25 protein-coding genes are annotated in these 26,296 nt (G+C 61.9%); 20 read left to right on the top strand and 5 right to left on the bottom strand.

Features of this window, described 5'->3' with window-relative positions; translation table 11 throughout:
* Nucleotides 1-62: 62 nt before the first annotated feature.
* Nucleotides 63-1,628, bottom strand: a complete 1,566-nt coding sequence (locus M1D88_RS20680; protein WP_458112570.1) for a glycosyltransferase family 39 protein — start codon at nucleotides 1,626-1,628, stop codon at nucleotides 63-65.
* Nucleotides 1,629-1,736: 108 nt separating this feature from the next.
* Between M1D88_RS20680 and M1D88_RS20675 the strand changes: the two genes are divergently transcribed.
* Together M1D88_RS20675 and M1D88_RS20670 are read left to right on the top strand one after the other, a co-directional pair.
* Nucleotides 1,737-3,203 (top strand): glycosyltransferase family 87 protein, encoded by a 1,467-nt coding sequence (locus M1D88_RS20675; protein WP_458112569.1) that lies wholly within the window; start codon nucleotides 1,737-1,739, stop codon nucleotides 3,201-3,203.
* Nucleotides 3,196-4,650, top strand: a complete 1,455-nt coding sequence (locus tag M1D88_RS20670) for a phytoene desaturase family protein (protein WP_458112568.1) — start codon at nucleotides 3,196-3,198, stop codon at nucleotides 4,648-4,650. Before M1D88_RS20675 ends, M1D88_RS20670 begins: the two co-directional genes overlap by 8 nt.
* A gap of 32 nt (nucleotides 4,651-4,682) precedes the next feature.
* On the opposite strand, the gene M1D88_RS20665 is transcribed toward M1D88_RS20670, so the two are convergent.
* Nucleotides 4,683-5,288, bottom strand: coding sequence for an NAD(P)-dependent oxidoreductase (locus M1D88_RS20665; RefSeq protein ID WP_458112567.1), 606 nt, complete (start codon nucleotides 5,286-5,288; stop codon nucleotides 4,683-4,685).
* Nucleotides 5,289-5,380: 92 nt separating this feature from the next.
* Here M1D88_RS20665 and M1D88_RS20660 point away from each other — a divergent pair, with 92 nt between their 5' ends.
* Nucleotides 5,381-5,764, top strand: coding sequence for a winged helix-turn-helix transcriptional regulator (locus tag M1D88_RS20660; RefSeq protein WP_458112566.1), 384 nt, complete (start codon nucleotides 5,381-5,383; stop codon nucleotides 5,762-5,764).
* 21 nt (nucleotides 5,765-5,785) lie between these two features.
* On the opposite strand, the gene M1D88_RS20655 is transcribed toward M1D88_RS20660, so the two are convergent.
* On the bottom strand, nucleotides 5,786-6,079 hold the full coding sequence (locus tag M1D88_RS20655; protein WP_458112565.1) for a hypothetical protein: 294 nt from the start codon (nucleotides 6,077-6,079) through the stop codon (nucleotides 5,786-5,788).
* A 9-nt stretch (nucleotides 6,080-6,088) separates the two neighbouring features.
* On the opposite strand from M1D88_RS20655, the gene M1D88_RS20650 reads away from it, so the two are divergent.
* The 4 genes from M1D88_RS20650 to M1D88_RS20635 all read left to right on the top strand — a co-directional run bounded on the left by M1D88_RS20650 (nucleotide 6,089) and on the right by M1D88_RS20635 (nucleotide 12,155).
* On the top strand, nucleotides 6,089-8,083 hold the full coding sequence (locus M1D88_RS20650) for a penicillin-binding transpeptidase domain-containing protein (protein WP_458112564.1): 1,995 nt from the start codon (nucleotides 6,089-6,091) through the stop codon (nucleotides 8,081-8,083).
* Between the two features lie 209 nt (nucleotides 8,084-8,292).
* Complete coding sequence (locus M1D88_RS20645; RefSeq protein ID WP_458112563.1) at nucleotides 8,293-9,975, top strand: ABC-F family ATP-binding cassette domain-containing protein; 1,683 nt, start codon at nucleotides 8,293-8,295, stop codon at nucleotides 9,973-9,975.
* A gap of 219 nt (nucleotides 9,976-10,194) precedes the next feature.
* Entirely contained in the window at nucleotides 10,195-10,968 is a 774-nt protein-coding gene (locus M1D88_RS20640) for a DeoR/GlpR family DNA-binding transcription regulator (protein WP_458112562.1), read from the top strand.
* Nucleotides 10,965-12,155, top strand: coding sequence for an MFS transporter (locus M1D88_RS20635; RefSeq protein ID WP_458112561.1), 1,191 nt, complete (start codon nucleotides 10,965-10,967; stop codon nucleotides 12,153-12,155). Before M1D88_RS20640 ends, M1D88_RS20635 begins: the two co-directional genes overlap by 4 nt.
* Here the strand turns inward: M1D88_RS20635 and M1D88_RS20630 are convergent.
* Complete coding sequence (locus tag M1D88_RS20630; RefSeq protein WP_458112560.1) at nucleotides 12,088-12,804, bottom strand: phosphatase PAP2 family protein; 717 nt, start codon at nucleotides 12,802-12,804, stop codon at nucleotides 12,088-12,090. The two genes, M1D88_RS20635 and M1D88_RS20630, sit on opposite strands and share 68 nt — an antisense overlap.
* A gap of 136 nt (nucleotides 12,805-12,940) precedes the next feature.
* Between M1D88_RS20630 and M1D88_RS20625 the strand changes: the two genes are divergently transcribed.
* From M1D88_RS20625 to M1D88_RS20585, 9 genes are all read left to right on the top strand, one after another.
* Nucleotides 12,941-14,437 carry a phosphatase PAP2 family protein gene (locus tag M1D88_RS20625; protein WP_458112559.1) on the top strand — a complete coding sequence of 499 codons (1,497 nt, stop codon included), beginning with the start codon at nucleotides 12,941-12,943 and terminating at the stop codon, nucleotides 14,435-14,437.
* A gap of 136 nt (nucleotides 14,438-14,573) precedes the next feature.
* Nucleotides 14,574-15,518 carry an ABC transporter ATP-binding protein gene (locus M1D88_RS20620; protein WP_458112558.1) on the top strand — a complete coding sequence of 315 codons (945 nt, stop codon included), beginning with the start codon at nucleotides 14,574-14,576 and terminating at the stop codon, nucleotides 15,516-15,518.
* Nucleotides 15,519-15,521: 3 nt separating this feature from the next.
* The gene (locus M1D88_RS20615) at nucleotides 15,522-16,418 is read left to right on the top strand and encodes an ABC transporter permease (RefSeq protein ID WP_458112557.1); all 897 of its coding nucleotides are present in this window, start codon (nucleotides 15,522-15,524) and stop codon (nucleotides 16,416-16,418) included.
* Between the two features lie 18 nt (nucleotides 16,419-16,436).
* On the top strand, nucleotides 16,437-17,759 hold the full coding sequence (locus tag M1D88_RS20610) for a sensor histidine kinase (RefSeq protein WP_458112556.1): 1,323 nt from the start codon (nucleotides 16,437-16,439) through the stop codon (nucleotides 17,757-17,759).
* Between the two features lie 5 nt (nucleotides 17,760-17,764).
* Nucleotides 17,765-18,472 carry a response regulator gene (locus M1D88_RS20605; RefSeq protein WP_458114592.1) on the top strand — a complete coding sequence of 236 codons (708 nt, stop codon included), beginning with the start codon at nucleotides 17,765-17,767 and terminating at the stop codon, nucleotides 18,470-18,472.
* Between the two features lie 103 nt (nucleotides 18,473-18,575).
* The gene (locus tag M1D88_RS20600; RefSeq protein ID WP_458112555.1) at nucleotides 18,576-19,469 is read left to right on the top strand and encodes an intradiol ring-cleavage dioxygenase; all 894 of its coding nucleotides are present in this window, start codon (nucleotides 18,576-18,578) and stop codon (nucleotides 19,467-19,469) included.
* A 32-nt stretch (nucleotides 19,470-19,501) separates the two neighbouring features.
* Nucleotides 19,502-20,845 carry a M18 family aminopeptidase gene (locus M1D88_RS20595; protein WP_458112554.1) on the top strand — a complete coding sequence of 448 codons (1,344 nt, stop codon included), beginning with the start codon at nucleotides 19,502-19,504 and terminating at the stop codon, nucleotides 20,843-20,845.
* Nucleotides 20,846-21,101: 256 nt separating this feature from the next.
* Nucleotides 21,102-22,526, top strand: coding sequence for an amino acid permease (locus tag M1D88_RS20590; protein ID WP_458112553.1), 1,425 nt, complete (start codon nucleotides 21,102-21,104; stop codon nucleotides 22,524-22,526).
* A 121-nt stretch (nucleotides 22,527-22,647) separates the two neighbouring features.
* Nucleotides 22,648-23,508, top strand: a complete 861-nt coding sequence (locus tag M1D88_RS20585; RefSeq protein WP_458112552.1) for a prephenate dehydratase — start codon at nucleotides 22,648-22,650, stop codon at nucleotides 23,506-23,508.
* 47 nt (nucleotides 23,509-23,555) lie between these two features.
* Here M1D88_RS20585 and M1D88_RS20580 read toward each other — a convergent pair whose 3' ends face one another.
* Entirely contained in the window at nucleotides 23,556-24,239 is a 684-nt protein-coding gene (locus M1D88_RS20580; protein WP_458112551.1) for a DUF1345 domain-containing protein, read from the bottom strand.
* 286 nt (nucleotides 24,240-24,525) lie between these two features.
* On the opposite strand from M1D88_RS20580, the gene rpsF reads away from it, so the two are divergent.
* From rpsF to rplI, 4 genes are all read left to right on the top strand, one after another.
* Nucleotides 24,526-24,831 (top strand): 30S ribosomal protein S6, encoded by a 306-nt coding sequence (gene rpsF / locus M1D88_RS20575; protein WP_050683795.1) that lies wholly within the window; start codon nucleotides 24,526-24,528, stop codon nucleotides 24,829-24,831.
* Between the two features lie 53 nt (nucleotides 24,832-24,884).
* Nucleotides 24,885-25,457 carry a single-stranded DNA-binding protein gene (locus tag M1D88_RS20570; protein WP_309106433.1) on the top strand — a complete coding sequence of 191 codons (573 nt, stop codon included), beginning with the start codon at nucleotides 24,885-24,887 and terminating at the stop codon, nucleotides 25,455-25,457.
* 126 nt (nucleotides 25,458-25,583) lie between these two features.
* Complete coding sequence (gene rpsR / locus M1D88_RS20565; RefSeq protein ID WP_003800144.1) at nucleotides 25,584-25,823, top strand: 30S ribosomal protein S18; 240 nt, start codon at nucleotides 25,584-25,586, stop codon at nucleotides 25,821-25,823.
* A gap of 18 nt (nucleotides 25,824-25,841) precedes the next feature.
* Nucleotides 25,842-26,294 (top strand): 50S ribosomal protein L9, encoded by a 453-nt coding sequence (gene rplI / locus M1D88_RS20560; RefSeq protein ID WP_066288679.1) that lies wholly within the window; start codon nucleotides 25,842-25,844, stop codon nucleotides 26,292-26,294.
* Nucleotides 26,295-26,296 lie beyond the last annotated feature (2 nt).

Below are 26,296 nucleotides of genomic sequence, written 5' to 3'. Positions count from 1 at the left end.
TTGGGCGCAGCCGGTTTGACTCGCCGCCGTTCAGCCGCCAGCCCGTTGCGGCGCGTGGTGGTTTACCGCGCCGGGCAGTCGTAGGAAAGCAGCAGCACCCGCTGGGAGTTCTTTACTTCGGTGGACGAGCATCCGGCGTCAGTAAATGCCCTTAGATCAGGAATGGAGCCACCCCCGGCGCCAACGAACCACACGTGGCCGCGCCCCAACAGTGCAGCCGCGGTAACTTCCTTGTTGGTACCCCAAAGCGTCCCTGACTCCGCTGGAGAAGCACCCAGGGACAGGTCCGAAAGCGACCTGAACGGTGAGGGGTAAGCAATGGAGACATCCCGCAGCTCCGGCCGCTCATAAACCACAGAAGCCGGTCCCTGCGTCTCATTACCGATGATCGCCGCTATATCCCGTTCAGTATCCTGTGGTTCGTTCAGGACGCTTTTTAGGGTCAGCTGCGGAACGAGGCTTGCGCTGAGAACAATCCCAATGGCAACGGGCAGCAGCAGGCGTTGATTGCGCCTGACGGAGTCCAGGCCGAGTCCGACGAGGAGCGCAAAGGCCGGAGCTGTGAAAGTCAGGTACCGGGCCACGTAGACAGGCTGGGCAATCAGGCTGACCACCAGGAGACCCGTCACGGGCAGGATCACTGTTGTAAGGCACAACACCAGTAGCGTCTGCAGCCCGCTGTTCCGGTCACCTCGCGCCATGCCGACAATGCCGAGGATGATCAGGACCAGTTGCGCCAATCCCAGCAGCGCGACTGCCGCGAGAATCCATGTGGGAGGAAGGTTTCCGGTGGGCCGATCGTCACCATAGAAGAACTGTTTAACAGCGGCAGCGCTGAGGTTCTGCAGGAACGACCGGTTCTGGATCCAGTCAACCTGGGCCTTCTGCGTCAACGCGAACAGCAGGAAAGGCAGCACCAAAAGGCCGATTCCTGCCGACGTGACGAGTGTTCCAAGGATCCGTTTGCGCAGGACGAGTGCCGCTACAGCATGGGATGCCACTGCGAGGGCAAAGAACATGAAAACGAATATCCCCAGAGCAGCGCACGCTCCGTAAAGGATCCAGCCGATGCTGTGGTTCGATTCCCATGCCCGGAGCAGGAGGAGGGTGAGCACCACCGCCAGCAAGGCAGAGATTGCATACTGCCGGGCTTCCGTTCCCGACCACACCATGCGTGGCAGCACAGCAAGGACGAGGCCGCTGGCGATTCCAATGCTCTCGGATCCAAGACGGCGTCCGATAAGGACAGTTCCCGCGCAGGCCAGGCCTACGGCGATGGCCGACGGTGTGCGAAGCGCCAGCTCTGAGAAGCCGAAGACGGAGGTCCAAGCATGCATCAAGAGGTAGTAAGTCCCATGGACAGCGTCAACGGACTGGAGCAACGTAAACAGCTCGGCAGGCGAACGCCCCGCTGAAGAAACTGTGGCAATCTCATCGTCCCAAAACGAGGGGATCCACGAGCCAACGAAGGCCACGAGGAAAGCGGCAACCCCCACTGCCGAAGGGCTAAGCCAAGGGCGCGATGATGGGCTCCCGTTGGATGAGGCCGGGACTCCCTGCAGCTCTGAGGACCGTCGACCCTTTTGCCCGGAAGCGGGTCCGGCTTCGTGGGAAAGTTGGCGTGACATTAAGGAGCCCCCTGAGGCTGACTGATTGTAACGAGCATATACGGGGGGTGTTAGACGCGTACAACCAACCCCCTAGCCACCGCTCCCTCCAGCGGTAAGCTCAAACACATGCAGGAGATCAAGCCGCCGACGGGGCCGAAAAGGGTGCGTCTGGTCATTCCGAGCCGAAGTGATCTCCTGCTGCGGAACTTCACGGAATTGATTGGTGGCCCTATGGGCACCAGGTCCGCCCCCGGCGTCGTATCCCCGGGCTTTTTTACGGTGGAACGTGTACTCATCATCCTCACTGTCGCGGCGGCACTGACCGGCATCCTCATCAAGAACCATTGCCGCCTCAACGGCTGGGAAACGCCCGGACAGTTCTATTCCACGTGTTACTCCGACTTCCCGGAATTGTTCAGGAACCGCGGCCTGGGTGACGGCGTCTTTCCGTTCTTCACGCAGGGCTCCTCCTTCGAGTACCCGGTACTGACAGGTCTGATTGCCGGTATCACGGCCCTGATGGTTCCCGGTGAGGGCGTCAGCGATGCCAGGATCCTCGGCTATTTCGATGTAAACGCCACATTGATCGCCGCCGTGTGGATCGTCGTCGTGCTGGCGACCGCAAGGATGACCCGCCGTCGGCCCTGGGATGCCGCCATGGTTGCCCTGGCTCCGGGAATCATCCTGTCAGGGTTGATCAACTGGGACATGTGGGCCGTTGGACTGCTGGCCCTTGCCATGTATTTCCTGGCCCGGGAGCGGCTTGTGCTGGCTGGAATCTTCATTGGCCTGGGCACGGCAACCAAAATGTATCCTCTCCTGATCCTGGGCGCCATCCTGCTACTTGCCCTGCGGACAGGCCGGATCAGGCCGCTTCTGGTCACGGTCGGAGCCGCAGCCGCTGCCTGGCTGGCAGTCAACCTCCCAATTGCCGCGATAAACCCGTCGGGCTGGAGGTACTTCTACGACTTCACCGAGGACCGTCCGGCCGGCTACAGCTCCCCCTGGTTTGCCTACAACCTGCTCGCTGAACGTCTCAACGGCCAGCCACTGGCTCCCGAGACCATCAACACGATGGCCCTGGGCCTGTTCCTCCTGGCTTGCTTCCTCATTGCAGTCCTGGCTTTGTCCTCCCCCACACGGCCGAGGATCGCCCAGCTCGCCTTCCTCATCGTGGCTGCCTTCGTGCTCACTAATAAGGTGTACTCTCCGCAATTCGTGCTCTGGCTTATTCCCCTCATGGCACTCGCGCGGCCCCGGTGGCGCGACTTCCTGATCTGGCAGGCGATCGAGGGACTGCACTGGGCCGCGATTTGGATGTACCTGGGGCAGGTCACGAGCAACGGGTCTGCGCAACACAATATCGACATGCCGTACTACGTTCTTGCCGTCATCCTGCACATGGTGGCCACTGGTTACCTCATGCTCAGGGTCACCTGGGACATTTGGAATCCCGACTACGACGTCATCCGAAGGCACGGCATGGACGATCCCCATGCCGGTCCTTTTGACGGGGCTCCCGACCGGCTCCGCCTTGATCTCGGCCGCCCCTCTGCCTCAGTGCTCCCTTGGAAGGATAGAAGCAATGTCTGATGTCGCCGTCGTAGGTTCAGGACCCAATGGATTGGCGGCAGCGGTGATGATGGCGCGCTCCGGCCTGGCCGTGCGCGTCTACGAGGCCGCTGAATCGGCAGGAGGCGGGGCACGGACCAGCGAACTGATGCAAACAGGGCACTTCCATGACGTCTGTTCGGCCGTCCATCCCATGGCCCTTGCCTCGCCATTCTTCCGAGCTTTCGGACTCTCTTCCCGGATTGAGTTGAAGACACCAGAACTCTCCTACGGTGCAACGCTCGACGGCGGCCGGGTTGCCTTGGCGTACAGGTCACTGGAACGCACGGCAACAGAGCTGGGACGCGACGGCGACGCCTACCGCAGGCTCATGGAACCCTTGGTTCGTATGGTGGAGGGCGTCACAGACACCGCCCTGAACCACCTTCTGCGGGTGCCGCGCCACCCGGTGGCCGCCGCAGTGCTGGCGCTTCGGACGTTCGAGCAGGGGACGGCCCTCTGGGGTAAGAGGTTTCAGGAGGATCTGGCGCCAGCGCTTCTTTCCGGAGTCACCGCACATGCCGTCGGCCGGCATCCAACCCTGGCACCGGCGGGCGCCGGCCTGCTGTTGGCTACCCTGGCCCATGTGGAGGGTTGGCCGATACCCGTTGGCGGATCAGCGGCAATCGTAAAGGCGATGACAGACGACATCCAGGCACACGGTGGCGTGATCGAAACGGGAGCGCGGATTGACTCCCTGGACCAGCTGTCTCCCGCGAAGGCCATCCTGCTCAACGTGGTGCCACCTGCCTTCCTGAAGATCGCAGGGAGCCGGCTACCCCCAGGCTATCGGCGTTCCCTGGAAGCATTCCGGTTTGGTAATGCAGCGTGCAAAGTGGACTTCATCCTGTCCGGTCCGGTCCCCTGGGCAGCCGCGGAGCTATCCGACGCAGGAACAGTCCATGTAGGCGGGACGCGGGAGGAAATAGCCGCCTCTGAGGCCGCCGTAGCTGACGGCCGGCATCCGGAACGGCCCTATGTCCTGGTGGCCCAGCCATCACAGTTCGACGCCGGCAGGGCCCCGGCCGGACGACACATCCTCTGGAGCTACTGCCACGTTCCGGCCGGATCAACTACGGACATGACGGAGCGGGTGGTTGCACAGATTGAGCGCTTTGCGCCAGGTTTCCGTGATCTCATCATCGAGTCCAAGGTAACTACTGCAGCGGACATGGCCAGTTACGACGCAAACTATGTGGGCGGCGATTTCAGTTCGGGAATAGTGGACGTGATGGGCATCATCAAACGGCCCACCTTTAGCCCGGTACCCTGGCGGACGCCGATTCCCGGGGTGTACCTGTGCTCGTCGTCAACGCCGCCCGGTCCCGGAGTGACCGGTATGCCAGGGTTCCACGCAGCGAAGTATGCCCTAAAGGACATATTCGGACTGCCGGTGCCTTCCTTGGGAAGGCGGCTCTCCGACACGTAGGGCCATCGCGACCAGGCGGCGTTGAAAGTGCGCTAATTGGCGGCAGTGAAGCGCGTGCGGCGGTGCTTCGGGTTTTCGATCTCGTCCAGCATTGCTACCGCGAAATCCTGGGTGGAGATCTGCGAACCTGCCGGAGTATCCAGGGCGGTTACGTACTCCCCGGTCCGCTCACCAGGCTGGATCAGCGGAGCAGGGGCCAGGACAGTCCAGTCCACGTGGTCAGGCGCCTCTTTGGCTGCCTCATAAGCTGCTGCCATGGTGAGCGCTTCTGCCTTGTAGGCTTCGGGAAAACCGGGCGAGTCCACGAGCCTTACGCCGTCGATCTCAAGGGCGCCGGCGCCCCCGACGATCAACAGGCGGGTCTTCGCGGCAGTGCCATAGACGCTGTTCATGGCGTCAAGCCATTCTGAATGGTCGCCTCCGGTCCGGCTCGGCACAGTAGCCAGGACAACAGTGTCGTGGGCTTCAACGACTTGAGTGAAGGTGCCCTGGTCAGCGAGATCAGCGGAGAGTGCTGACGCACCCTCAACAGCGGAACCGCTCCGTGAAACGGCGGTCACTTCATGACCACGGTGCAAAGACTCATTGACAATCTGGCTCCCGACCATACCGGTGGCTCCATAGACTGCGATTTTCATGACACTCCTTCATATTGGTACTCTCGGACAGCCCCTAAAGTATCTTTTGGATACAAAGACCTTCAAAGAAACTGAGTATCCTTTTGGAAACCATGCAGCAGGCTGCCAGCGTCCTGGACCCCGATTGCCCCTCCAGGGTGGTGTTCCAGAGGATCGGGGACAAATGGGCCTCCCTGGTGATCCAGGTTCTGACCGACGGACCTGTGCGGTTCAGCGAGCTGCGGAAGATGGTTCAGGTCGTCACGCCTAAGGTGCTGACGCAGACGCTCCGTTCTCTTGAGCGGGATGGCCTCATCACCCGGAAGGTTTACGCCCAGGTTCCGGCGAGAGTGGACTACACGCTGACTGACCTGGGCCGTTCCCTTCTCGTACCGCTAAGCCAGCTGCGTGAATGGGCGGAGAACAATGTGCCCGCCATCATTGACGCCCGTGATGCCTACGACGAGCTTCGGGACGCGGAACTCCTGGAGGGCTGACCTGGCTCCGAAATACAGCAACTACCCCACGTAGGGAGTGGCCACAAGGGTGCTCGCGGACTCCTCAACGTGCAGCAGGATGCCATTTCCGCGCCGCTCGAACTGGAGCGGTTCCTTAAGCGAACGCTCCATCCGGGCTTGATCGTCGTCCCACGGGAAGTGGCAGAGCCAATACCGTTTCGAGGGTTTCAGGGGGTGTAGCCCGGCGGGGGTTTTGCGGCCGGGGACGCGCCGGTCTGGTCCGGCAACGCCTGCCGCGCCCACATAGCCCTGTCCCAACGAGTTGACAACGCAATTCTCAGGGTGAGCAGGCATAATGGCGCCGTGGGGAAAATTCAGAAGATATCACTGGCACTTGTCGGGCTCATTATTGGTGGATCGTTGGCGGGTTGCGACGACGGCCGGGCAGGGGCGGAAGTCGCAGCAAAACAGCTCGCGTCCGCCATATCAGCCCTCGACGTCGAGGGTGTTGCCTTTGAAGGCAAGGATGCTGCCGGCGCTAACGAGCAGCTCCAGGAGGTTTTCAAGGCACTTGAGCCGGGTAAGCCTGCCGTGGAACCCGGTGAGCTGAAGCTGGAGGAAGACACCGCCACCGTCCCTTTGGCATATAACTGGAAAATCGGTTCCTCGGAGTGGAAGTACTCCGTAACAGCCGAGCTCAAGAAATCCGGCGACTCGTGGCTAACGGTATGGAAGCCAGCGCTTCTGGTGCCCGACCTGGTGGATGGCGAAATTCTCACCAAGGCCACCGAATCACCTCAACGCGCCGATATTCTTGGCGCCGGTGATGCCCCGCTGGTTACTTACCGCCCTGTGGTGAACGTTGGCATCGACAAGCAACAGCTCGCCGGTGGGGATCCCGCGGCCTCTGCTGGAAAGCTCGCCGAGCTGGTGGGAGTTGATTCCGCGGCGTACGTCAGCCAGGTGCAGGCTGCGGGTGCTGAGGCTTTCGTGGTTGCCATCACCCTGCGTGACGACGCCAGCAGGACTGTCACAGATGCGCAGATTTCCGCGATTCCCGGCGCGCGTGCCATCAAAGAAAGCATGCCGCTCGCGCCCACACGCACGTTCGCGCGGGCGTTACTGGGTACGGTGGGGCAAGCCAATGCTGAACAGATTGAAAAATCCGGCGGTGCCCTGACAGCCGGAGACGTGACGGGGACCGGAGGCCTGCAGCAGCAGTACGATGCCCTGTTGCGTGGAACGGACAGAGTGATCATCCGGGCGCAGAAGGCAGACCTCACGGCGGAAGAGATCCGAGCGACCGGCACTGATCCCCGCCGAACCGTCTTCGATGTTCCGGCCACCCCCGGCACGCCCCTGAAGACCACACTGGACCCCTCGCTGCAGCAAGTGGCCGAAGGGATACTGGCTGAAATTCAGCCCGCATCCGCCATCGTGGCGCTCCGCCCCTCGACCGGTGCGGTCCTTGCCGCTGCTTCGGGACCCGGCAGCGACGGTTACAACACCGCCATGCTGGGCCAGTACGCTCCGGGTTCAACCTTCAAAATGGTGGATTCCCTAGCCATGTTCCGCAACGGAATGACGCCGGATTCAAAAGTGGAATGTACGCCGACTCTGACCGTGGACGGCAGGACCTTCAAAAACGCCGAGGGCTATCCCGCTGACTCCTTGGGGTCTGTCACCCTGCGGGACGCCTTCGCCCACTCCTGCAATACTGCTTTCATCTCGGCCAGGGACTCTGTGAGTCAGGCCCAGCTTGAGACGGCAGCCACTTCACTGGGTGTGGCCGTAGAAGCGCCGAAGCTGGGGGCCGACGCCTTCCTCGGTTCCGTCCCCGGAGAAGCCGAAGGTACCGAACACGCGGCGTCCATGATCGGCCAGGGCAAGATTCTCATGTCCCCGCTGTCCGCTGCCGTGATGGCCGGTTCTGTAGCCAACGGCTCCCCCGTGTCGCCGCAGCTTGTCCTCAACGCTGACGCCGCGGTTCCAGGCGGCGCGCCTTCCGGAAGCACGACGGCGGCCGCCGCCACACCGTCGTCGCCCGCCTCGGACGCCCCGCCACCCGCAAAAACGGCCGAGAAGCCGATCACCAAAGAGGAAGCCACAGCGCTGGCCGACATGATGCGGGCGGTAGTGACCTCTGGGCATGCCGGATTCCTTATGGACGTTCCGGGCGCACCGGTGGGCGCGAAGACCGGCACAGCCGAATTCGGCAAGGAGAATCCGCCGAAGACGCATGCCTGGATCGTGGCTGTGCACGGGGACCTTGCCGTTGCGGTGTTCGTGGAGGAAGGCGGCCTTGGTGCGGCCACCTCGGGTCCGTTGCTGAAGGAATTCCTGACCGCCGCCGGCTAACCCCCGGACGCTCCCTCACCTTTCGCGGGTTTATACCCGACGCTCCTTCACCTTTCGTCGCTTTTGACCCGACGCTCCCTCACGTTTCGTCGCTTTTGACCCAACCCTCCTACACCAGGTGAGGGAGCGTCCGGCATTTCGTTGCGAAAGGTGAGGGAGGGTTGGCGGCCGGATCAAGCGAAGTAATGGGGCATGGGAAGATTGCTTTTGTGGCTCATATTGACGTTTCCGGTATTGATTACTTCCTCTCCGACGGCACCCAACTGCTCAACGGCGTCACTTTCAAAGTGCCCGATGGAAGTAAGACCGCGCTGATCGGGCCTAACGGCACCGGGAAAACCACGCTGTTCAGGATCATTGCCGGAGATCTGGTCCCCGATGAAGGCGTCATTGGCCGCTCAGGGAATATGGGCATCATGCGCCAGTTCGTAGGCCAGGTCCGTGACGATTCGACCGTCCGTGACCTTTTGGTATCTGCCGCGCCTCCTGCTCTGGCTTCGGCTGCCCGCACGGTGGATGAAGCCGAGCTGGCCATGATGGAGTTCGACGACGAACCCACGCAGATGCGCTACGCCCAGGCGATCGTGGACTGGGGAGATGCAGGCGGCTACGACGTCGAGACCGTCTGGGACGAGGTCTGCATGGCCGCGCTGGGACTTCCCTTTGACCGGGCGCAGCACCGTCCGGCGTCGAGCCTGTCAGGGGGCGAACAAAAGCGACTGGTGCTGGAGGCCCTCTTCGCTGGTCCTGACGAACTGCTGCTTCTGGACGAACCGGACAACTACCTCGACGTCCCGGGAAAGCGTTGGCTCGAAGGCAAACTCAACGAATCCAAAAAGACAGTGTTCTTCATCAGCCACGACCGTGAGCTCCTGAACAATGCCGCCGGGCGTATCGTCACCCTTGAACCGGGCATCAACGGAGCCGGCGCCTGGGTGCATGGAGGGGGCTTCGGCTCTTACGTCGATGCGAGGGCTGACCGGAACGCCCGCTTCGAGGAACTGCGAAAACGTTGGGACGAGGAGCACATCAAGCTCAAAGAACTCGTCAACATGTACAAGAACAAGGCCGCCTTCCGTTCTGACATGGCTAACCGATATCACGCTGCGCAGACCCGGCTGGCAAAATTCCTGGAAGTTGGCCCTCCGGAAGCCCTTCCCATAGAGCAGAACGTGAAGATGCGGCTCAAGGGAGGCAGGACGGCCAAGCGTGCCATCGTCGCCGAACGACTTGAACTGACAGGCCTCATGAAGCAGTTTTCCACTGAAGTGTGGTTTGGGGACCGCGTCGGTGTTCTCGGCTCCAACGGCTCTGGCAAGAGCCACTTCCTGCGACTGCTGGCTACCGGCGGGACAGACCCTGAGCGTGAACACCTGCCGGTATCGGAAGTGGAGATTGCTGAGGTTCCGCATGAAGGAACGGTGAAACTCGGCGCCAGGATCCGGCCCGGATTTTTCGCACAGACGCATGTTCGCCCGGATCTTCTTGGCAAAACCCTGTTGGAGATCCTGCACCGCGGGGACGAGCATCGCTCCGGGTTGGGCCGTGAAGCCGCCGCGGGTGCGCTGGACGGCTACGGCTTGGCAGGTCAGTCGGAGCAGAAGTACGAGTCCCTGTCCGGGGGGCAGCAGGCACGGTTCCAGATTCTGCTGCTGCAGCTTTCGGGAGCCACCCTGCTGCTGCTCGATGAGCCCACAGACAACCTCGACCTCCACTCAGCCGAGGCTCTCGAGCGAGCCATTGACCATTTCGAGGGGACCGTCCTGGCAGTCACCCACGACCGCTGGTTCGCCCGGACCTTTGACCGCTTCCTTGTATTCGGCTCGGACGGCAAGGTGTACGAATCCGAGGCACCCGTCTGGGATGAAAAGCGCGTGGAACGCGTCCGTTAGCCCCAACGCTCCCTCACCTTTCGCAGCTTTTTGCCCAACCCTTCCTCATTAAGTGAGGGAGGGTTTGGTGTTTTGGGGTGAAAGGTGAGGGAGGGTTCTATTTGACCGTTTTGCGTTGCGGGCCGTCCCGGAAAGCCCCCCGCTGCAGAAGGCCTCCACCTCGCGATACCAGTTGCATCCCAATGTGACTAAATGATCACTTCGGACTATCATTTGAGCGTGAGGACTGAAGAAAGACACCGTCTGATCGCAGAGCTTCTGCGTCAACGGGATGAGGTCAGTGTCGAGGAGCTCATCGCTCAGTGCAGTTCCTCAGGAGCCACCATCCGCCGGGACCTTGAGGTGCTGGCGGGACACGGTGTACTCCGGCGGATCCACGGCGGCGCAAAGAGCCTGGTCCTGCGGGGCGAAAACCCGGGCTACGGTCAGCGGGAACTTGAAGACCAGGCCATTAAGGTAAGGATAGCGGCAGGCGTCGCCTCACTTTTGGGCGATCGCGAACACGTCTGGCTGGACAGCGGAACCACGGCAACAGAAATTGCCCGTCAACTGCGCCAGCGCGAACTCACCCTGATGCCGATGTCCTTGCGGTCCGTGAACGTACTGGCCGTGGATGACTGGCAGAGCGGACATCGGCCGGCACTGCTGCTCCCAGGCGGAAGCCTGATACCGGGCGAATTTTCCTTCCGGGGGCCGTTGGCGGAAAGAACCATCCGCTCCCTGAGATTCGACACCGCCGTGGTGACACCCTGCGCCCTTAACTTCAAGGACGGTCTGCTGGCCCATGACGTCGACGACGCCGCCGTCAAGCGCGCAGGCCTGGAGTCAGCGGCCAGGGTAGTTGTTGCTTGCGCCGGCTCGAAATGGAACGGTAATGCTGTTGCACTCGTAGCCGCCCTGCCGGCCGTTGATGTCCTGGTGACGGACAGATTCCTCACTCCTGAAGAACTTGCACAACTCGAAACGTACTCGGTGAAAGTAGTGACTGTATGAGCGTCAGCATCGCGACCGGCCCCAGCCTGAAAGCGGCCTCCGTCGCTACTTTCCTGATTTTCGGGGTGAACGGGCTGGTCTTTGCCAGCTGGGCGGCACGGATCCCCGCTGTCACCGAAATCCTGCATCTGACGTCGGGCCAGATGGGCACGTTGCTCCTGTGCACGGCCATTGGCTCGCTGATCGCCCTGCCCACAGCAGGGTGGGTTGTCGGCCGGATCGGGACAGCGAACACTGTTCGCGCCAGCGGGGTCCTCGCAGCACTGGCTGGCGCAGCTGTTGCGTTGTCACTGTTGGCGGAATCCGTTCCGGCTACGGCCCTGGCCCTGTTCTTCTTCGGAATGGGCATCGGTCTTTGGGACGTCGCCCAGAACATTGAAGGGGCCGACGTCGAACACCGGCTTAGACGGACCATCATGCCCCAGTTCCACGCGGCTTTCAGCGGCGGTGCTTTTGTGGGAGCCCTGATTGGCTCCGCCCTGTCCAACCTTGGTGTGAGCCTGCCCGTGCACCTGCTGGTCATCGCCGGTCTGGTTGCCGTCCTGACCCTTGTGGTGCCCCGCTACTTCCTTCCCCATATCGCGGCAGAGCGGCCAGCAGACGGGGAACCCAAGCCTGCCAAGGGACCCTCTGCCTGGCGCGACGGGCGGACCCTTTTGATCGGCGTGGTGGTCCTCGGCGCTACCCTGACCGAGGGCGCAGGCAATGACTGGATCGCCAAGGCATCAGTTGACGGACTTGGCACAACCGAGTCCACGGGCGCTTTGCTCTTTGCCGTCTTTGTCCTCGCCATGACTGCTATGCGGTTTGCAGGCGGAATGGTCATCGATCGCTATGGCCGAGTCGCGGTCCTGCGAGCCAGCATGGCAGCGGCAGCCGCCGGTCTGGGTCTCTTCGTCCTGGCAGGAAATGTGTGGTTGGCCGTGGCGGGGGCCGCTCTTTGGGGAGTGGGAGCCGCACTGGCCTTCCCCATGGGGATGTCAGCCGCTGCAGATGACCCCCGCCACGCCGCGGCACGGGTGTCCGTCGTGTCGACGATAGGCTACATGTCGTTCCTGGCCGGCCCGCCCTTGCTCGGATACCTCGGGGACATCACGGGAATCCACTTCGCACTCCTTGCTATCCTCGCCCCGATCCTGGTTGCCTTGCTGCTCGCTGGCGCCGCGAAGCCCTTGCACGCCAAGTAAGCAACCTGCGGGCGTCCGTGTTCTCCCGTACACAGGCGCTTTGAAACATCAGCCAGACCAGGGGCACTACGGCGGCGGCAAGCAGCGCACCACCCAGGGTGTCAATCAGCCAGTGCGCGCCAAGGTACGTCCGGCTGACCATCATGGCGAGTGTTCCCAGAGCGGCCATCAGCCACATCCACAGCCGTCCGATCAGGAGTGCAACCACCAGCAGAAATGCGGCCGTGGCGGATACATGGCCGGAGGGAAAAGAACCCGTATCGGTGAGGACGATGGTGTTGGACGGACGGCCGCGGCCAATCCCTGTCTTGATCAGCTGGGTAAGCAGTGCCACAGAGGCAGCGGCGACAACGGAGAAAACGGCAGTCTGGGGCCTTCGCCGCACCAGCAGAATGATGACGAGGCAGGCGTGCAGCGCATAGATTCCGCGGTAGCCGGCCACGTTAAGGAACTCGTTGATGCCGTCCCACGCAGGGCTGCGCAGCGTCTCGACAAACTGGTGCCATCCGCTGTCCAGGGCCAGGAAGGGTGGATCCACCTTATTGGCCAATAACAGGCCCCCCAGAACGGTCATCGATGCGAGCAGGGCCGTGCTGGCCGCGATCACCGGGCCTGGGGAATACCGCTGCGGGTCGAGGACACGCGTCATTGATTCATCCTAACGATTCGTCCCGTCAAGCAACCGGGAAATCGAACCGATGATCCAATGGGCGTGCCTTCCCCCACGCCATGCCCAACCAAAGCTGGTCAAATCCCCGGCGGGCCTTCGGTTGTAGGGTGGGGAAATGCGAAGGATGCTGAGGAGGGGCCCAGGAAGGATTGCGCGTCTGGACAGGGCACTCGTCAGGGCCGTTTCGGGTTTCCCCGGAGGTGAACACGACGACTTCTTCCGTCGGCTGTCCGCCGTTGCCAACAAAGGCAAGTTGTGGTTTGCCATAGCTGCTGTCCTTGCCATCTTCAAGGGCAGGCCGCGTCGTGCGGCCCTTCACGGCCTTATTGCCCAAGGCTTGGCTTCTGGTGTAACCAACCTCGGCTTCAAAACCCTGCTGCCGCGCGCCCGCCCTCTGCCGGAGCACCTGCCGGTGTTCCGTTTCGTTCATCCGCAGCCCACCAGTTCTTCTATGCCGTCCGGGCACTCGGCTTCGGCAGCGGCGTTCGCTGTGGGAGCTGGTTTCGTCCACCCCGTGATCGGAGCAGCACTCGCTCCTGTCGCTGCCGGAGTTGCATACTCAAGAGTGCATACAGGAGCCCACTGGCCATCTGATGTGATCTTCGGATCTGCCATCGGAGCGGGAGCCGCTCTGGTCACCCGAAAGTGGTGGCCGGTCGGGCCGCCCTTTCCTGACACACGGCGAAATCGGACCCATGCTCCCGAGATAGCGGGTGGACGCGGGTTAAGCATCGCGGTGAACACGCTGGGTGGATCCTACGGCCCGGAAACAGTAGCCGCCCTGCAGAAAGTATTCCCGTCAGCGTATATACAGCAGGTTAGTCAGGATGACGATCTGGTAGCTGCAATCCGGGCTGTTGCCACCCACCCCGGAACGGAAGCCTTAGGGGTCTGGGGCGGGGACGGGACCGTGGGCGCTGCCGCTGCATACGCCGTGGCAGAAAAACTGCCCCTGCTCGTGCTCCCTGGCGGGACCCTCAATCACTTCGCCCGCGATGCAGGCACGTCCACCCTCACATTGGCACTGAATGCTGCTGAACAGGGCGAAGCAGCACTGGCAGATGTTGGCCATATTGTGGTGGAGCGTGGCTTGCCCGACAAACCCGAGCGCCTTGAACTGACGATGTTGAACACTGCCAGCATCGGTTTGTATCCCGACATGGTCAGGCGCAGGGATCATCTTCAGCGCAGCATGGGCAAGCCCCTTGCAGGAGTAGTCGCAATGCTTGGCACATTCGCGGCCGGCACCCCCACAACCTTGTTCGTGGATGGAGTGCGCCACAAGCTCTGGATGCTGTACGTGGGCCGGGGCAGGTACTTCCCCCGGGACCACGCTCCCTTGGTGCGCCCGGTGATGGACGACGGCGTCCTGGACTTCCGCCTCATTACTGCCGACGAATCTCTTGCCAGGCTGCGCCTGTTGTGGTCGGTTCTCACCGGGACCGTGGCGACGTCGAAAATCACCCATCTTCGCGAGGCCACCAGGATCAGGGTCGAGGCAAACGGCGCCCCGCTGACTCTCGCCGTGGACGGTGAGGCCATCCCCGGGGTCCGCAGCGTGGAGTTCACCGTGCGGCGCGGCGCTTTAAGGTATTACTCCCCCGAGCCCTGAAGGGTCATCCGATCGGACTACCCTGATTCTCCCCTGAATCATCCCTGAGACCGGCGATTTTCCTAGGGAGCATGGGTAGCGTGGTGGTTGCACCCCAACGCACCTTGCATCCACTGCTACCCAAAGGAAAGCTTCCATGATTGAAGCAAAAGGCCTGACAAAAATCTACGGTGACAAAACCGCCGTAGACGCCGTCAGCTTCACGGTCGAGGCAGGCCGGGTCACCGGCTTCCTGGGGCCCAACGGTGCAGGCAAGTCCACCACCATGCGCATGATCATGGGACTTGACCGGCCGACGTCGGGATCCGTCACGGTGAACGGTGTTCCGTTCGCCAAGCACGTAGCCCCGCTGCGCGAAATCGGATCCCTGCTGGACGCCAAAGCCGTCCACACAGGGCGCACCGCCTACAACCACCTGCTGGCCATGGCAGCAACGCACAGCATCCCGAAGAAGCGGGTCAACGAGGTCATCGAAATGACCGGGCTCTCCGAGGTGGCCCGGAAAAAGGTCAGGGGATTCTCCCTGGGCATGGGCCAGCGGCTCGGGATTGCCGCTGCCCTCCTGGGCGACCCGCAAACGGTGATTCTGGATGAGCCCGTCAACGGCCTTGATCCGGAAGGGGTCGTGTGGGTCCGGAACCTCGCCAAATATCTGGCGGCGGAGGGCCGGACTGTTTTCCTCTCGAGCCACCTGATGAGCGAGATGGCAGTCACTGCGGACCATCTCATTGTCATCGGCCGCGGCAGGATCATTGCGGATGCTCCTATCCAGGAGATCATCAACGGCAAGGGACAGAGCCGGGCGCGTGTGCGGACGGACCAGCCAGAGCACCTGATGAACATTCTCGCCGGGGATGGTGTCTCCATCCAGGTCCAGGAGCCTGAGTTGCTGGAGGTCACCGGACTTGATCCCCGCCGGATCGCCCGCATTGCACTCGAAGACCGCGTCATGATCTACGAACTCACGCCGCTGCAGGCAAGCCTCGAGGAAGCCTATATGGAGCTGACCAAGGACGAGGTCGAATACCACTCGCTGATCACTTCGGGAGCCCCTGCTTCCGTTCAGGCCGGAGGCAACTAAGCCATGAGCACGTCAAACCTGAACACATCGTCAGTGAACCCATCAACCCTGAACACACCGGCACCGAGCCGTCGCGGAACCGCTGCCGTGGTTGGCCCCGGACCCAGCTTTTTCCGGGTGTTGAATTCCGAATTCATCAAATTCCGTACCCTCACGTCCACCTTGATTTTGTTGGCCTGCACGCTGCTTGTCATGGTGGGCTTCGGTGCTCTGGCCGCCTGGACAACCGGCATTTTCGCCGAGCAGGCCTTGAGTGATCCGGAAGCTGCCGCAGCGCTGGCAGCCCAAGGAGGAGACCTTGCAGTTGCCGTGCCCACCTCCGGCATCGCCTTTGCCCAATTGATCCTGGGCTCACTGGGCGTGCTGCTGATGAGTTCCGAATTCACCACCGGCATGGCTCGATCCACTTTCGCCGCAGTGCCCAACCGGCTGCCTGCGTTCGGCGCCAAGCTGATTGTCGTGGTGGTGGCTTCCTTCCTTCTCACGGCGGTATCTTCGTTTCTGGCTGGACTCGTTGCCATTCCCATCCTGGACTCCTACGACCTCAAACTTGATCTGGCGGCTTCCCAGTCCGTGAAACTCCTGCTCGTCAGCAGCGTTTACGTTGCCGCGGTGGCAGCCATCGGTCTGGCACTGGGAAGCATCATCCGGAACTCCGCCGGCGGCATCATGAGCCTTGTCGGTCTGTTCTTCGTAGCTCCCATTGCACTGCAGATCATCCAAGGCGACGTCGCCAAAGAGATCAGGAAATACCTGCCAGGTAACACCGTGGAGCCAATGACTGCCGTCAAACACATGCCGGACACCCTCGAAGTCTGGCAGGCGGCCCTTGTACTCGGAGCCTGGGTTGTTGTTCCAGTGATCCTGGCCATGGTGCTGCTGAAGAAACGGGACGTGTAGCCAGCTTCTGGTTCGATAGTGAGTGAAATAGCGCCGGTAAAGGGCGCGTCGACCACACACGTCGACGCGTCCTTTGCCGAGATTACCGCCCGCCGTCGGGGGCGCCTGCGCCGTTACTTGCATGGGCGGCCCCGTTTGGTGGACCTCTTGGTTGCTGCGGGCTACCTGCTGCTGGTCACGCCCACCATCGTTGAGGCGGCGAACGACGGCGACTGGGCAGGGATAGCTCTGATGGGCACCCTCGCTGTGGTGCTGCTGTCCCGCCGGGATCAGCCGGCCATGGTGGTGACAGTGGTTGCGATTCTTGAGGTGGCAATCACCATGCTCCATCCCTGGGGACCAAACGTCTCCGCCGGATTATGGTTCGCCCTCTACGCCTTGGCTGTTGCCCATACCCGCCGTTTTGCCCTTGTGGCGCTGGCCTTGGCAACGACGCCGCTTTCCCTGGTCTACTTCCTGATGCTGGTGGGACCCCTTCCCGAAAACGCCGGAGGGCCGGGAAATGATCTGCATTTGGTCAGCCTCGTGGCCGGCATCACCATCGCGCTTTCCAACGTCATTGCTGCAGGCATCGGCTTTTCCGTCCGTCAGCGGCGCCTTCACGAACAGGAAATTGCTGCATGGGCATCGCGGGCAGCCCAGCTGGGATCCGTCAATGAGCGCAACAGGATAGCCCGGGAAATGCACGACGTCATAGCCCATTCCCTGACCGTGATGGTCACCCTTTCGGACGGTGCCGCCGTCGCTGTTAAAAGGAGCCCCGAACAGGCAGGTGAGGTTCTCGGTGAGCTGTCCCGAACCGGCAGGACGGCTCTGGCAGACATGCGCCGCGTGCTGGGCGTCCTGCGGAATGACGCCCCCGAAGAATCTCCTCGCGAACCTCTTGCTGGCAGTGCCACGCTGGGCAAACTTCTCGATGGGTTCCGGACGGCCGGACTCCCGCTCCATTTCTCGCACACCGGGCCGGCGCTTCCGGCTGACCCAGCCTTCCAGCTCACCGTCTACCGGATAGTGCAGGAATCACTGACGAATGTGCTCCGCTATGGCCGGGGATTAGGACGGGTGGATGCAAAAATTGTCCGGGACGGCTCCCGGGTGACCATAGATGTGACTGACGACGGCAAGGGGAGCGCGCCGTCGGGCCAGTCCTGGAACGGCCAGCACCATCAGACCGTCCAGTACCTTCAGGCCGGACCGGGCCAGACCGGGACCGGCCAGGGAATCGAAGGAATGAAGGAACGCGCAGGAATCTATAACGGAACAGTGGACGCCGGTCCCGGGGCAGGCGGCGGCTGGAGTGTGAGGGCAGTGCTGAACATGACTGACGAGGGGATCAAGTGAACGGCATGAGTGCTATACGGATTGTGCTGGTGGATGACCAGCCTCTGCTGCGGATGGGGTTCCGCCTGATTCTGGAGGGGGAGGATGGCATTGAGGTTGTGGGTGAGGCCTCAGACGGTGCGGAGGCGGTCCAGCAGGTGCGGATGCTGGATCCCGACGTGGTCCTGATGGATGTGCGAATGCCGGTGCTGGACGGGATCGAGGCAACACGTGCAATTTCAACGTCCGGTTCAAATGCGCGGGTGATTATCCTGACCACCTTCGATCTGGACGAGTACGCCTTCGCCGGATTGCAGGCAGGGGCTTCGGCCTTTCTCCTCAAGGACGTGGCCCCGGCAGAATTGACCCGCGCAGTAAGAGTGGTGGCCAGCGGCGACGCGGTGGTGGCGCCTCGGGTAACACAGCGCTTGCTGGAGACGTATGTCCGGGGCAACGGAGTCGAAAGACAGGCCAGCGGAAGCAATGAGCAGGCGGCCGCCCCACAGCGCGATCCGTTGTTGGATGACCTCACACCCCGCGAGACGGAAATGCTGGAGTCCATGGCGGAGGGACTTTCCAATGCCGAAATCGCCCGGAAGTTCTTCCTTTCGGAGGCCACAGTGAAAACTCACGTGCGGCGCATCCTCAACAAGCTCCATCTGCGGGACCGCGTCCAGGCAGTGGTCTACGCTTACGAAACGGGCCTTGTGGTGCCCAGCAATCCCGACTACTGAGAGCACCCTGAGGACGCACGGGAAGCCGCGCGAGAAACTCAAGCACAGCCGATGCACAGGAACGGTCTATGCAGTGCATAGCCGGTGGAGGTTCTATTGACCCATGAACAACCTCCCTGAGCCCCACGAACCGCACCCCAACCACGACCGCGGCCTGGAATTCGACCTTTCAACGCTCATGAGCCGCCGTTCGCTGGGTCTTTTCCTCGGTGCGGGTACGGCGGCAGCTTTGGCGGCATGCACGCCTGGCGGATCAACCGGGGGCGGCACCAGCACGGCGACGTCGACCGCCACCAGTACGACGACGGCGCCCGCCGGCACAGCGACCGCCACAGCTTCACCCACCTTGACCAGGGCCATTGCCGAGTGTGGCGTGGAGATTCCGGCGGAAACGGCAGGTCCTTACCCTGGCGATGGCTCCAACGGCCCCAATGTCCTGGAGGCTTCAGGCGTAGTGCGGCAGGACATCAGCTCCAGCTTCGGAACATCGACCACGAAGGTGGACGGCGTCCCGCTGACCGTCACCATGACCCTCCTGGACAACTCCAACGGCTGCGTCCCCCTTGCCGGTGCTGCCGTTTATGCCTGGCATTGCGACCGGGACGGCAAATACTCCATGTACGATTCCGGGCTGGAAAACGAAAATTACCTCCGTGGCGTCCAGGAGGCCGACGCGAACGGACAGGTCACGTTCAAGACCATCTTCCCCGGCGCCTACCGGGGACGCTGGCCCCACATCCACTTTGAGGTTTTTGAGTCCATGAGCAACGCGACGGCCGCCGGCCAAGTGCTTGCGGTTTCGCAGATCGCGCTGACGGACGCAGCCTGCCGGGAGGTCTACGCTTCCTCAGGGTATGAAACCAGCGCCAGCAACTTCCCCAGCACCACTCTCCAATCAGACATGGTCTTCGGGGACGATGGCGGCATCCACCAACTGGCCACCATGGGCGGATCGGCATCAGCGGGTTACACGGCGGGCCTCAACGTTACGGTTTAGGCGGACATATTGGCGGGGATAGACTCGACGCCATGCCTTCCAAAACCAGCGCCGCCGAGCACATCCAGGACCTTTCGGCGTATGTCATGGCGTCGCCGTCGAGTTTCCACGCCGTCCATGAAGCGGGCCGGCGCCTGGACGAAGCCGGGTTTACGGGCCTGGACGAGCTGGCGTCCTGGGACGCCGTGGGTGCTGGAAGCAACGGCATTGGAAAGTTCTACGTGATCCGCGACGGCGCCCTGATCGCCTGGGTGACTCCGGCCGGCGCCGGACCCACCACCCCGTTCAACATCCTGGGCGCCCATACCGATTCGCCCTCTTTTAAGCTCAAGCCCAAACCCACAACGGGCAAGTTCGGCTGGCTGCAGGCAGGAGTGGAGATTTATGGGGGTCCGCTGCTGAACTCGTGGCTGGACCGGGAACTGCGGCTCGCAGGCCGGCTGGTCATGCTGGACGGCACCCAACATCTCACCGCCACAGGGCCCCTGCTCCGCTTTCCCCAACTGGCCATCCATCTGGACCGCTCCGCTAACGACGCCCTGACGCTGGACAAGCAACAGCACATGAATCCTGTCTTCGGGCTTGGGGAGCCGAACGGAGAGGACCTCCTTGCGCTCCTTGCCGGGAATGTGGCTGGCGATAAGACAGTGGATCCGGGGCAGATCGGCGGGTACGACGTTGTTGTTGCAGATACGCAGGAACCAGCGGTTTTCGGGGCAAAGGGGGAGTTCTTCGCCTCCGGGCGACTGGACAACCTGTCCGCGACCCACGCCGGATTGACGGCCCTGATCAACCACGCCGCCCCATCAGGCAGTACCGACGGGCAAGTACCGATCGCCGTGCTGGCGGCGTTCGACCACGAGGAGATCGGGTCAGCGTCCCGTTCAGGTGCTTGCGGCCCCGTCCTCGAAGACATCCTTGTCCGCATCTCGGATGGCCTTGGCGCCTCGGTGAGCCAGCGGCGGCAGGCCTTTGCGGCGTCGTTCTGTGTGTCTGCCGACGCCGGGCACGCCGTCCACCCGAACTATTCCGAGCGGCATGATCCCGCGAACAAGCCGGTCCTCAACGGCGGCCCCCTCCTGAAGATCAACGCCAACCAGCGCTATGCTACAGATGCCGTCGGAGCGGCGCTGTGGGCACGCCTGTGCGCGGAAGCCGATGTGCCGTACCAGGAGTTCGTGTCCAACAACGTGATGCCATGCGGCTCCACTATCGGGCCTCTGACGGCAACACGCTTGGGCATCCGGACAGTCGACGTCGGTGTTCCGCTGCTGTCCATGCACTCGGCCCGCGAGCTGTGCGGGGTGGAGGACCCGAAGCGCCTCGCCATCGTCACCGAGGCCTTCTTCGGGACGCCGGCCACAACCCTTAACTAGGAGAGCTTCAGCGAGCGGTCTGGGTGGTGTCGTCACCAGACTCCTGCGTTGGCATGGTTTCCGGCGCGTTTCTGAATTGCTCTACAGGCAACAGCGAATGCCTATTTGGCCGGGTTCTTGTGGAGTTCTCCTTTTTGCACAGCAGCAGACTGTATGACTGCACAGATCGCTTGAGGGCGTCTGACGCTTAGGGTAGGAGCGATGTGATCCATGATACAAATCTCCACTGAACCCAGGAAGACGAGGACAACCGCCCATGCAGGCTGAACAGCAACTCTCGAAGTCGCTTAAACCGCGGCATCTTTCCATGATCGCCATTGCAGGTGTCATCGGCGCCGGCCTGTTTGTAGGCTCCGGCGCCGCAATCCAGCAGGCAGGCCCAGGCATTCTCCTCGCCTACATGGCGGCCGGCCTCGTGGTCATCCTGGTGATGCGGATGCTCGGTGAAATGGCTGCAGCAAATCCGGAAACGGGTTCGTTCTCCACCTATGCCGACAAGGCGCTGGGACGCTGGGCCGGGTTCAGCATCGGGTGGCTGTACGCCTGGTTCTGGATCATCGTCTTGGGCATCGAAGCCACGGCTGGTGCGGCCATCATGCACCGCTGGGTTCCGGGAATCGACCAGTGGGTCTGGGCCCTGATCCTGATGGTCCTCCTCACCCTGACCAACCTTGGCTCGGTGAAATCCTTCGGGGAGTTCGAATTCTGGTTCGCGTCCATCAAGGTCACCGCCATTGTCCTGTTCCTGCTCTTTGGTGCAGCTGCAATCCTGGGCCTGGTTCCGGGAGTACCCGCACCAGGGCTGAGCAACCTTGTGAAGAACGGCGGCTTCCTGCCCAACGGTCCGGGAGCTGTGCTCGCCGGTATCCTCGTCGTCGTTTTCTCCTTTTTCGGGGCTGAAATTGCCACTATTGCCGCTGGTGAATCCAAAAACCCCGTAGATGCGGTCAAGAAGGCCGTACGCTCCACCGTCTGGCGGATCCTGGTGTTCTACATTGGCTCCATCGCCGTCGTGGTCACCCTCTTGCCGTGGAACGATGCCTCCGTTGCCAAGAGCCCGTACGTTGCCGTCATCGAGCTCTTCGGCATTCCCGGCGCGGGCACCATCATGGACATCGTGGTCCTGACATCGGTATTGTCCTGCCTTAACTCAGGCCTGTACACCGCCAGCCGCATGCTGTTCTCCTTGTCAAAGCGGGGCGACGCCCCGAAGTCCTGGACCAAGATCTCCTCCCGTGGCGTTCCGGCGTCGGCAGTTCTCGCCTCCACTGTGGTGGGATTCGTTACCGTCGGCCTGAACTACATCGCCCCGGATACCGTGTTCCTGTTCCTGGTCAACACCTCCGGTGCCATTGCCCTGTTCGTATGGCTGGTCATTTCCGCATCACAGCTCATCCTGCGCCGCCGCATGGGCGCGGCCGCCAAGGATCTTTCCCTGAAAATGTGGCTTTTCCCCTATCTGACGTGGGTCGCGATTGTCAGCATCGTGGCACTCCTTATCGGAATGGTGATCCTCGAATCCACGCGCGAGTCTCTCCTGCTTTCGCTCGCCCTCGCTGCCGTAGTGGTCGGAATCGGCCTGTTCCGCTACCGCAAGTCAGCTCCTCCGGCTCCACAGGCAGCGGCTCCCGCCTCGGAAGCCGACGATGTGAGCGTTGGCGCCGGGCCGTCGTCGTCCTAGCTTGAACGCTGCTGCCAGCGGCTCACAGGGCCTGCTGGCAGCAGCTGCTCGATGCACATGCGTCCATCCACATGCCGCACCCAGGTACATGCCCCACAGAGCATATGGGAGCATGTGCTCTATGGTTCCTAAAATTGCATACCAGGGTGAACCCGGGTCCAACTCAAACATCGCCTGCATGGAAATGTATCCGCACATGCTTGCCGTGCCTTGTGCCAGCTTTGAGGACGCCTTCGGGCTGGTCACGGCCGGTGAGGCGGAGTTGGCGATGATCCCCATCGAGAACTCGATCGCAGGCAGGGTAGCTGATATCCACGCCCTCCTTCCGGACTCCAACCTCCAGATTGTCGGAGAGCATTTCCTCCGGATCCGCTTCGATCTGCTTGGTATCCCCGGCAGCACCATCGAACAGGCTGAGGAAGTGCACAGCCACCTGCACGCCCTGGGCCAGTGCCGGAAACTGATTCGCTCCCGCGGGCTGAAGCCCGTCATTGCAGGAGACACTGCCGGGTCCGCCCGGGAGGTGCGGGACTGGAATGACCCCACAAAAGTATCTTTGGCACCTCCGCTGGCCGCCGGAATGTACGGACTTGATGTCCTGGCGACTGAAGTCGAGGACGACCCCACCAATACCACCCGCTTCGTGGTCCTTGGGGAGAAGCGTCCCCTTCCGGTCCGCGAGGAGTTGCCGGAAGCTGTGGTCACCAGCCTGGTTTTCCGGGTCCGGAACGTTCCCTCAGCCCTTTACAAGGCATTGGGGGGATTCGCCACCAACGGAGTCAACATGACGCGACTCGAAAGCTACATGGTGGGGGCTGAGTTCGCCGCCACCATGTTCCTGGCGGACGTGGAGGGGCACCCCGACGACGTCCCCCTGAGTTTGGCTCTTAATGAGCTTGAATTCTTCACGTCGGAAGTAAGAATCCTTGGAGTTTATGGGGCGCATGCTTACCGGCTGCAGTCGAAACAAGAGGCGTCGTAGCAGGCCGGCATCCCGTTAGCCTGCCAAGCCGATCAGAGCGCAAGGGATCAGCTTGCGAGGCCGATCACCAGATTGATGGTGGTTGCCAGGATCAAGGTGCCGAAGAGGTAGGACAGGAGCCCGTGCTTCAGTGCCTCGGCGCGTATCCTGTGGTTCTCCAGGTTGGTATCGGAAACCTGGTACGTCATCCCCAGGCTCGTGGCCACATAAGCGAAATCTGAGTACTGGGGCGGGCGGTCCTGGTTGAAGCTGATGCCGCCTGGCTCTTCCCCTCGTTTTTCGGGATCGTAGTACAACTCTGCATAACGCAGGGTAAAGAGTGTTTGAACGAGCATCCATGACAGAGCCACGCATGACAGGGCGAGCAGACCGCCGGCCATCACCTCCCGGCCGCCGGGGGTGCCGCGGTGTGAATCAACGACGACGGCGGCAACAGCTGCGAGGCTGGCCAGGTTTGCGGCAAGAATGAGTAGGTCAGTGACACCCCTGGAGGGATCCTCCGTCACGGCATGGGAGCGCGTTCCCGCGGGATCAAGCCTTCCGATTACAACCCACACCCAGACTATGTAGGTCAGGGAGGTGACCGCCCAGCCGATGGCCGGGGCTTCGATCCAGCGCCCCGAAAGACCGGCAGCCAGCGTTGCTGCCAGCCCGGCAAGAACCATCACCACGAAGCGGATCCTACTGCGCCTGACGATGGTGGCCGGCAGTTCCGGGGAGGGGAAGTCCATGATCTGTACTCTAATCCCGCCCCGGGCCCGGCAGGCGGGCCCCGGTTATCCACATGGCAGTCGGCGCGCCTTCCGCGGTCTTCAACAGCGCACTAACCTAAGTACCAGTTTCAGTCCCAGACCGCAGTCCAAGAGAAATCGCCTATCCGGTTCGGATGCACTAAGATAGTGAAGTCTGTGCTGCGCCCTGCCCCCACTATGGGAGCGGAGCATGCATGACACCGCAAATGAACCTCCTGTTACGGAAATGCCGTAACCGCTTAGCCCAAAGGAGGTGGGTTCACATATGCGTCCTTACGAATTGATGGTAATCATCGACCCCGAGGTCGAAGAGCGTACCGTTGAGCCGTCGCTTCAGAAGTTCCTGAATGTCATCACCAACGATGGTGGAACCATCGAAAAGGTTGACATCTGGGGCCGTCGCCGTCTGGCCTACGACATCAAAAAGAAGTCCGAAGGTATCTACGCCGTGGTGAACTTCACCGCCAAGCCGGACACCGCCAAGGAACTTGACCGCCAGCTGAGTCTCAATGAGACCATCATGCGCACCAAGATCACCCGCCCCGAAGAGCAGAAGGTTGTTGCTGAGTAATCAGCTTCACTCTTTTATTCTTTACCCCGCAGGAACGAACAAGGAGGCAGTAGATGGCAGGCGAGACCACCATCACGGTCATCGGTAACCTCACCAGTGACCCCGAACTGAGGTTTACACCGTCAGGCTCGGCAGTAGCGAACTTCACCATCGCTTCCACTCCGCGTACCTTCGATCGTCAGTCCAATGAGTGGAAGGACGGGGAAACCCTGTTCCTTCGCGCATCGGTATGGCGTGAGGCAGCCGAAAACGTCGCAGAATCCCTGACCAAGGGCATGCGCGTTATCGTTTCAGGCCGCCTGAAGAGCCGTTCCTACGAAACGAAAGAAGGCGAGAAGCGCACCGTTATCGAGCTTGAGGTCGATGAAATCGGCCCGAGCCTGCGCTATGCCAACGCCAAGGTCAACCGCACCCAGCGCTCCGGCGCTCAAGGTGGTCAGGGTGGCTTCGGCGGCGGAAACGCGGGCGGCGGCTTCGGTGGCAACCCCGGTGCAAGCCAGGGTGGCAACTCCGGTGGAACCTGGGGCGCCAACCAGCCTGCTGCACAGGATGACCCTTGGGCTACGCCCGGAGTCAGCAATGCAGGCGGCTGGGGCAACGGCCCCGATTCCGAACCTCCCTTCTAACCACTCATTAAAGGGCCGACGTCGAGACCCGCCAGGATGCCAACGGCACCAAGGCGACCATCGCCGTCGGACCACCACCATCCCGTGGATCAATATCCACGGGCTCCATAGATAAGGAGCTCCACGATGGCTAAGGCTGAACTCCGTAAGCCCAAACCAAAGTCCAACCCCTTGAAGGCCGCTGACATCACTGTCATCGACTACAAGGACGTAGCATTGCTGCGCAAGTTCATCTCCGACCGCGGGAAGATCCGCGCCCGTCGCGTCACTGGCGTCACGGTGCAGGAACAGCGCAAAATCGCCCAGGCAATCAAGAACGCCCGCGAAGTTGCTCTGCTGCCTTACTCCGGCGCTGGCCGCGGTTAAGGAAAGGGATTAACTAAAATGGCAAAGCTCATTCTGACCCACGAAGTAACCGGTCTCGGTGCTGCTGGCGACGTTGTCGAGGTCAAGGACGGTTACGCACGTAACTACCTGCTGCCCCGCAACTTCGCCCTGACCTGGTCGAAGGGAGGCGAGAAGCAGGTTGAGTCCATCAAGGCTGCCCGCGCCGCCCGCGAGCACGCTTCCCTGGAAGATGCTCAGAAGCAGGCCGCGGCTCTGTCCGCCAAGCCCGTCAAGCTCGTTGTCAAGGCTGGCGAGACCGGACGCCTGTTCGGCACCGTCAAGCAGGGCGACGTTGCTGACGCTGTTGAGGCCGCTGGCCTTGGCCGAATCGACAAGCGCAAGGTTGAACTGCCGGCACACATCAAGTCGGTTGGTTCCTACCAGGCCAACGTCCGTCTCCACGACGACGTTGCTGCTGTGATCGAACTCGACGTAGTCGCCAGCAAGTAGCA

The organism is Arthrobacter sp. R1-13 (assembly GCF_054161475.1).
This window is presented reverse-complemented; position numbering and strand designations above follow the sequence as displayed.

Coding starts and splice junctions, on each gene's coding strand:
- M1D88_RS20680 (WP_458112570.1), bottom strand. CDS start 1,628: ATGTCACGCCAACTTTCCCACGAAGCCGGACCCGCTTCCGGGCAAAAG.
- M1D88_RS20675 (WP_458112569.1), top strand. CDS start 1,737: ATGCAGGAGATCAAGCCGCCGACGGGGCCGAAAAGGGTGCGTCTGGTC.
- M1D88_RS20670 (WP_458112568.1), top strand. CDS start 3,196: ATGTCTGATGTCGCCGTCGTAGGTTCAGGACCCAATGGATTGGCGGCA.
- M1D88_RS20665 (WP_458112567.1), bottom strand. CDS start 5,288: ATGAAAATCGCAGTCTATGGAGCCACCGGTATGGTCGGGAGCCAGATT.
- M1D88_RS20660 (WP_458112566.1), top strand. CDS start 5,381: ATGCAGCAGGCTGCCAGCGTCCTGGACCCCGATTGCCCCTCCAGGGTG.
- M1D88_RS20655 (WP_458112565.1), bottom strand. CDS start 6,079: ATGCCTGCTCACCCTGAGAATTGCGTTGTCAACTCGTTGGGACAGGGC.
- M1D88_RS20635 (WP_458112561.1), top strand. CDS start 10,965: ATGAGCGTCAGCATCGCGACCGGCCCCAGCCTGAAAGCGGCCTCCGTC.
- M1D88_RS20630 (WP_458112560.1), bottom strand. CDS start 12,804: ATGACGCGTGTCCTCGACCCGCAGCGGTATTCCCCAGGCCCGGTGATC.
- M1D88_RS20625 (WP_458112559.1), top strand. CDS start 12,941: ATGCGAAGGATGCTGAGGAGGGGCCCAGGAAGGATTGCGCGTCTGGAC.
- M1D88_RS20620 (WP_458112558.1), top strand. CDS start 14,574: ATGATTGAAGCAAAAGGCCTGACAAAAATCTACGGTGACAAAACCGCC.
- M1D88_RS20615 (WP_458112557.1), top strand. CDS start 15,522: ATGAGCACGTCAAACCTGAACACATCGTCAGTGAACCCATCAACCCTG.
- M1D88_RS20605 (WP_458114592.1), top strand. CDS start 17,765: ATGAGTGCTATACGGATTGTGCTGGTGGATGACCAGCCTCTGCTGCGG.
- M1D88_RS20600 (WP_458112555.1), top strand. CDS start 18,576: ATGAACAACCTCCCTGAGCCCCACGAACCGCACCCCAACCACGACCGC.
- M1D88_RS20595 (WP_458112554.1), top strand. CDS start 19,502: ATGCCTTCCAAAACCAGCGCCGCCGAGCACATCCAGGACCTTTCGGCG.
- M1D88_RS20590 (WP_458112553.1), top strand. CDS start 21,102: ATGCAGGCTGAACAGCAACTCTCGAAGTCGCTTAAACCGCGGCATCTT.
- M1D88_RS20585 (WP_458112552.1), top strand. CDS start 22,648: ATGGTTCCTAAAATTGCATACCAGGGTGAACCCGGGTCCAACTCAAAC.
- M1D88_RS20580 (WP_458112551.1), bottom strand. CDS start 24,239: ATGGACTTCCCCTCCCCGGAACTGCCGGCCACCATCGTCAGGCGCAGT.
- rpsF (WP_050683795.1), top strand. CDS start 24,526: ATGCGTCCTTACGAATTGATGGTAATCATCGACCCCGAGGTCGAAGAG.
- M1D88_RS20570 (WP_309106433.1), top strand. CDS start 24,885: ATGGCAGGCGAGACCACCATCACGGTCATCGGTAACCTCACCAGTGAC.
- rpsR (WP_003800144.1), top strand. CDS start 25,584: ATGGCTAAGGCTGAACTCCGTAAGCCCAAACCAAAGTCCAACCCCTTG.
- rplI (WP_066288679.1), top strand. CDS start 25,842: ATGGCAAAGCTCATTCTGACCCACGAAGTAACCGGTCTCGGTGCTGCT.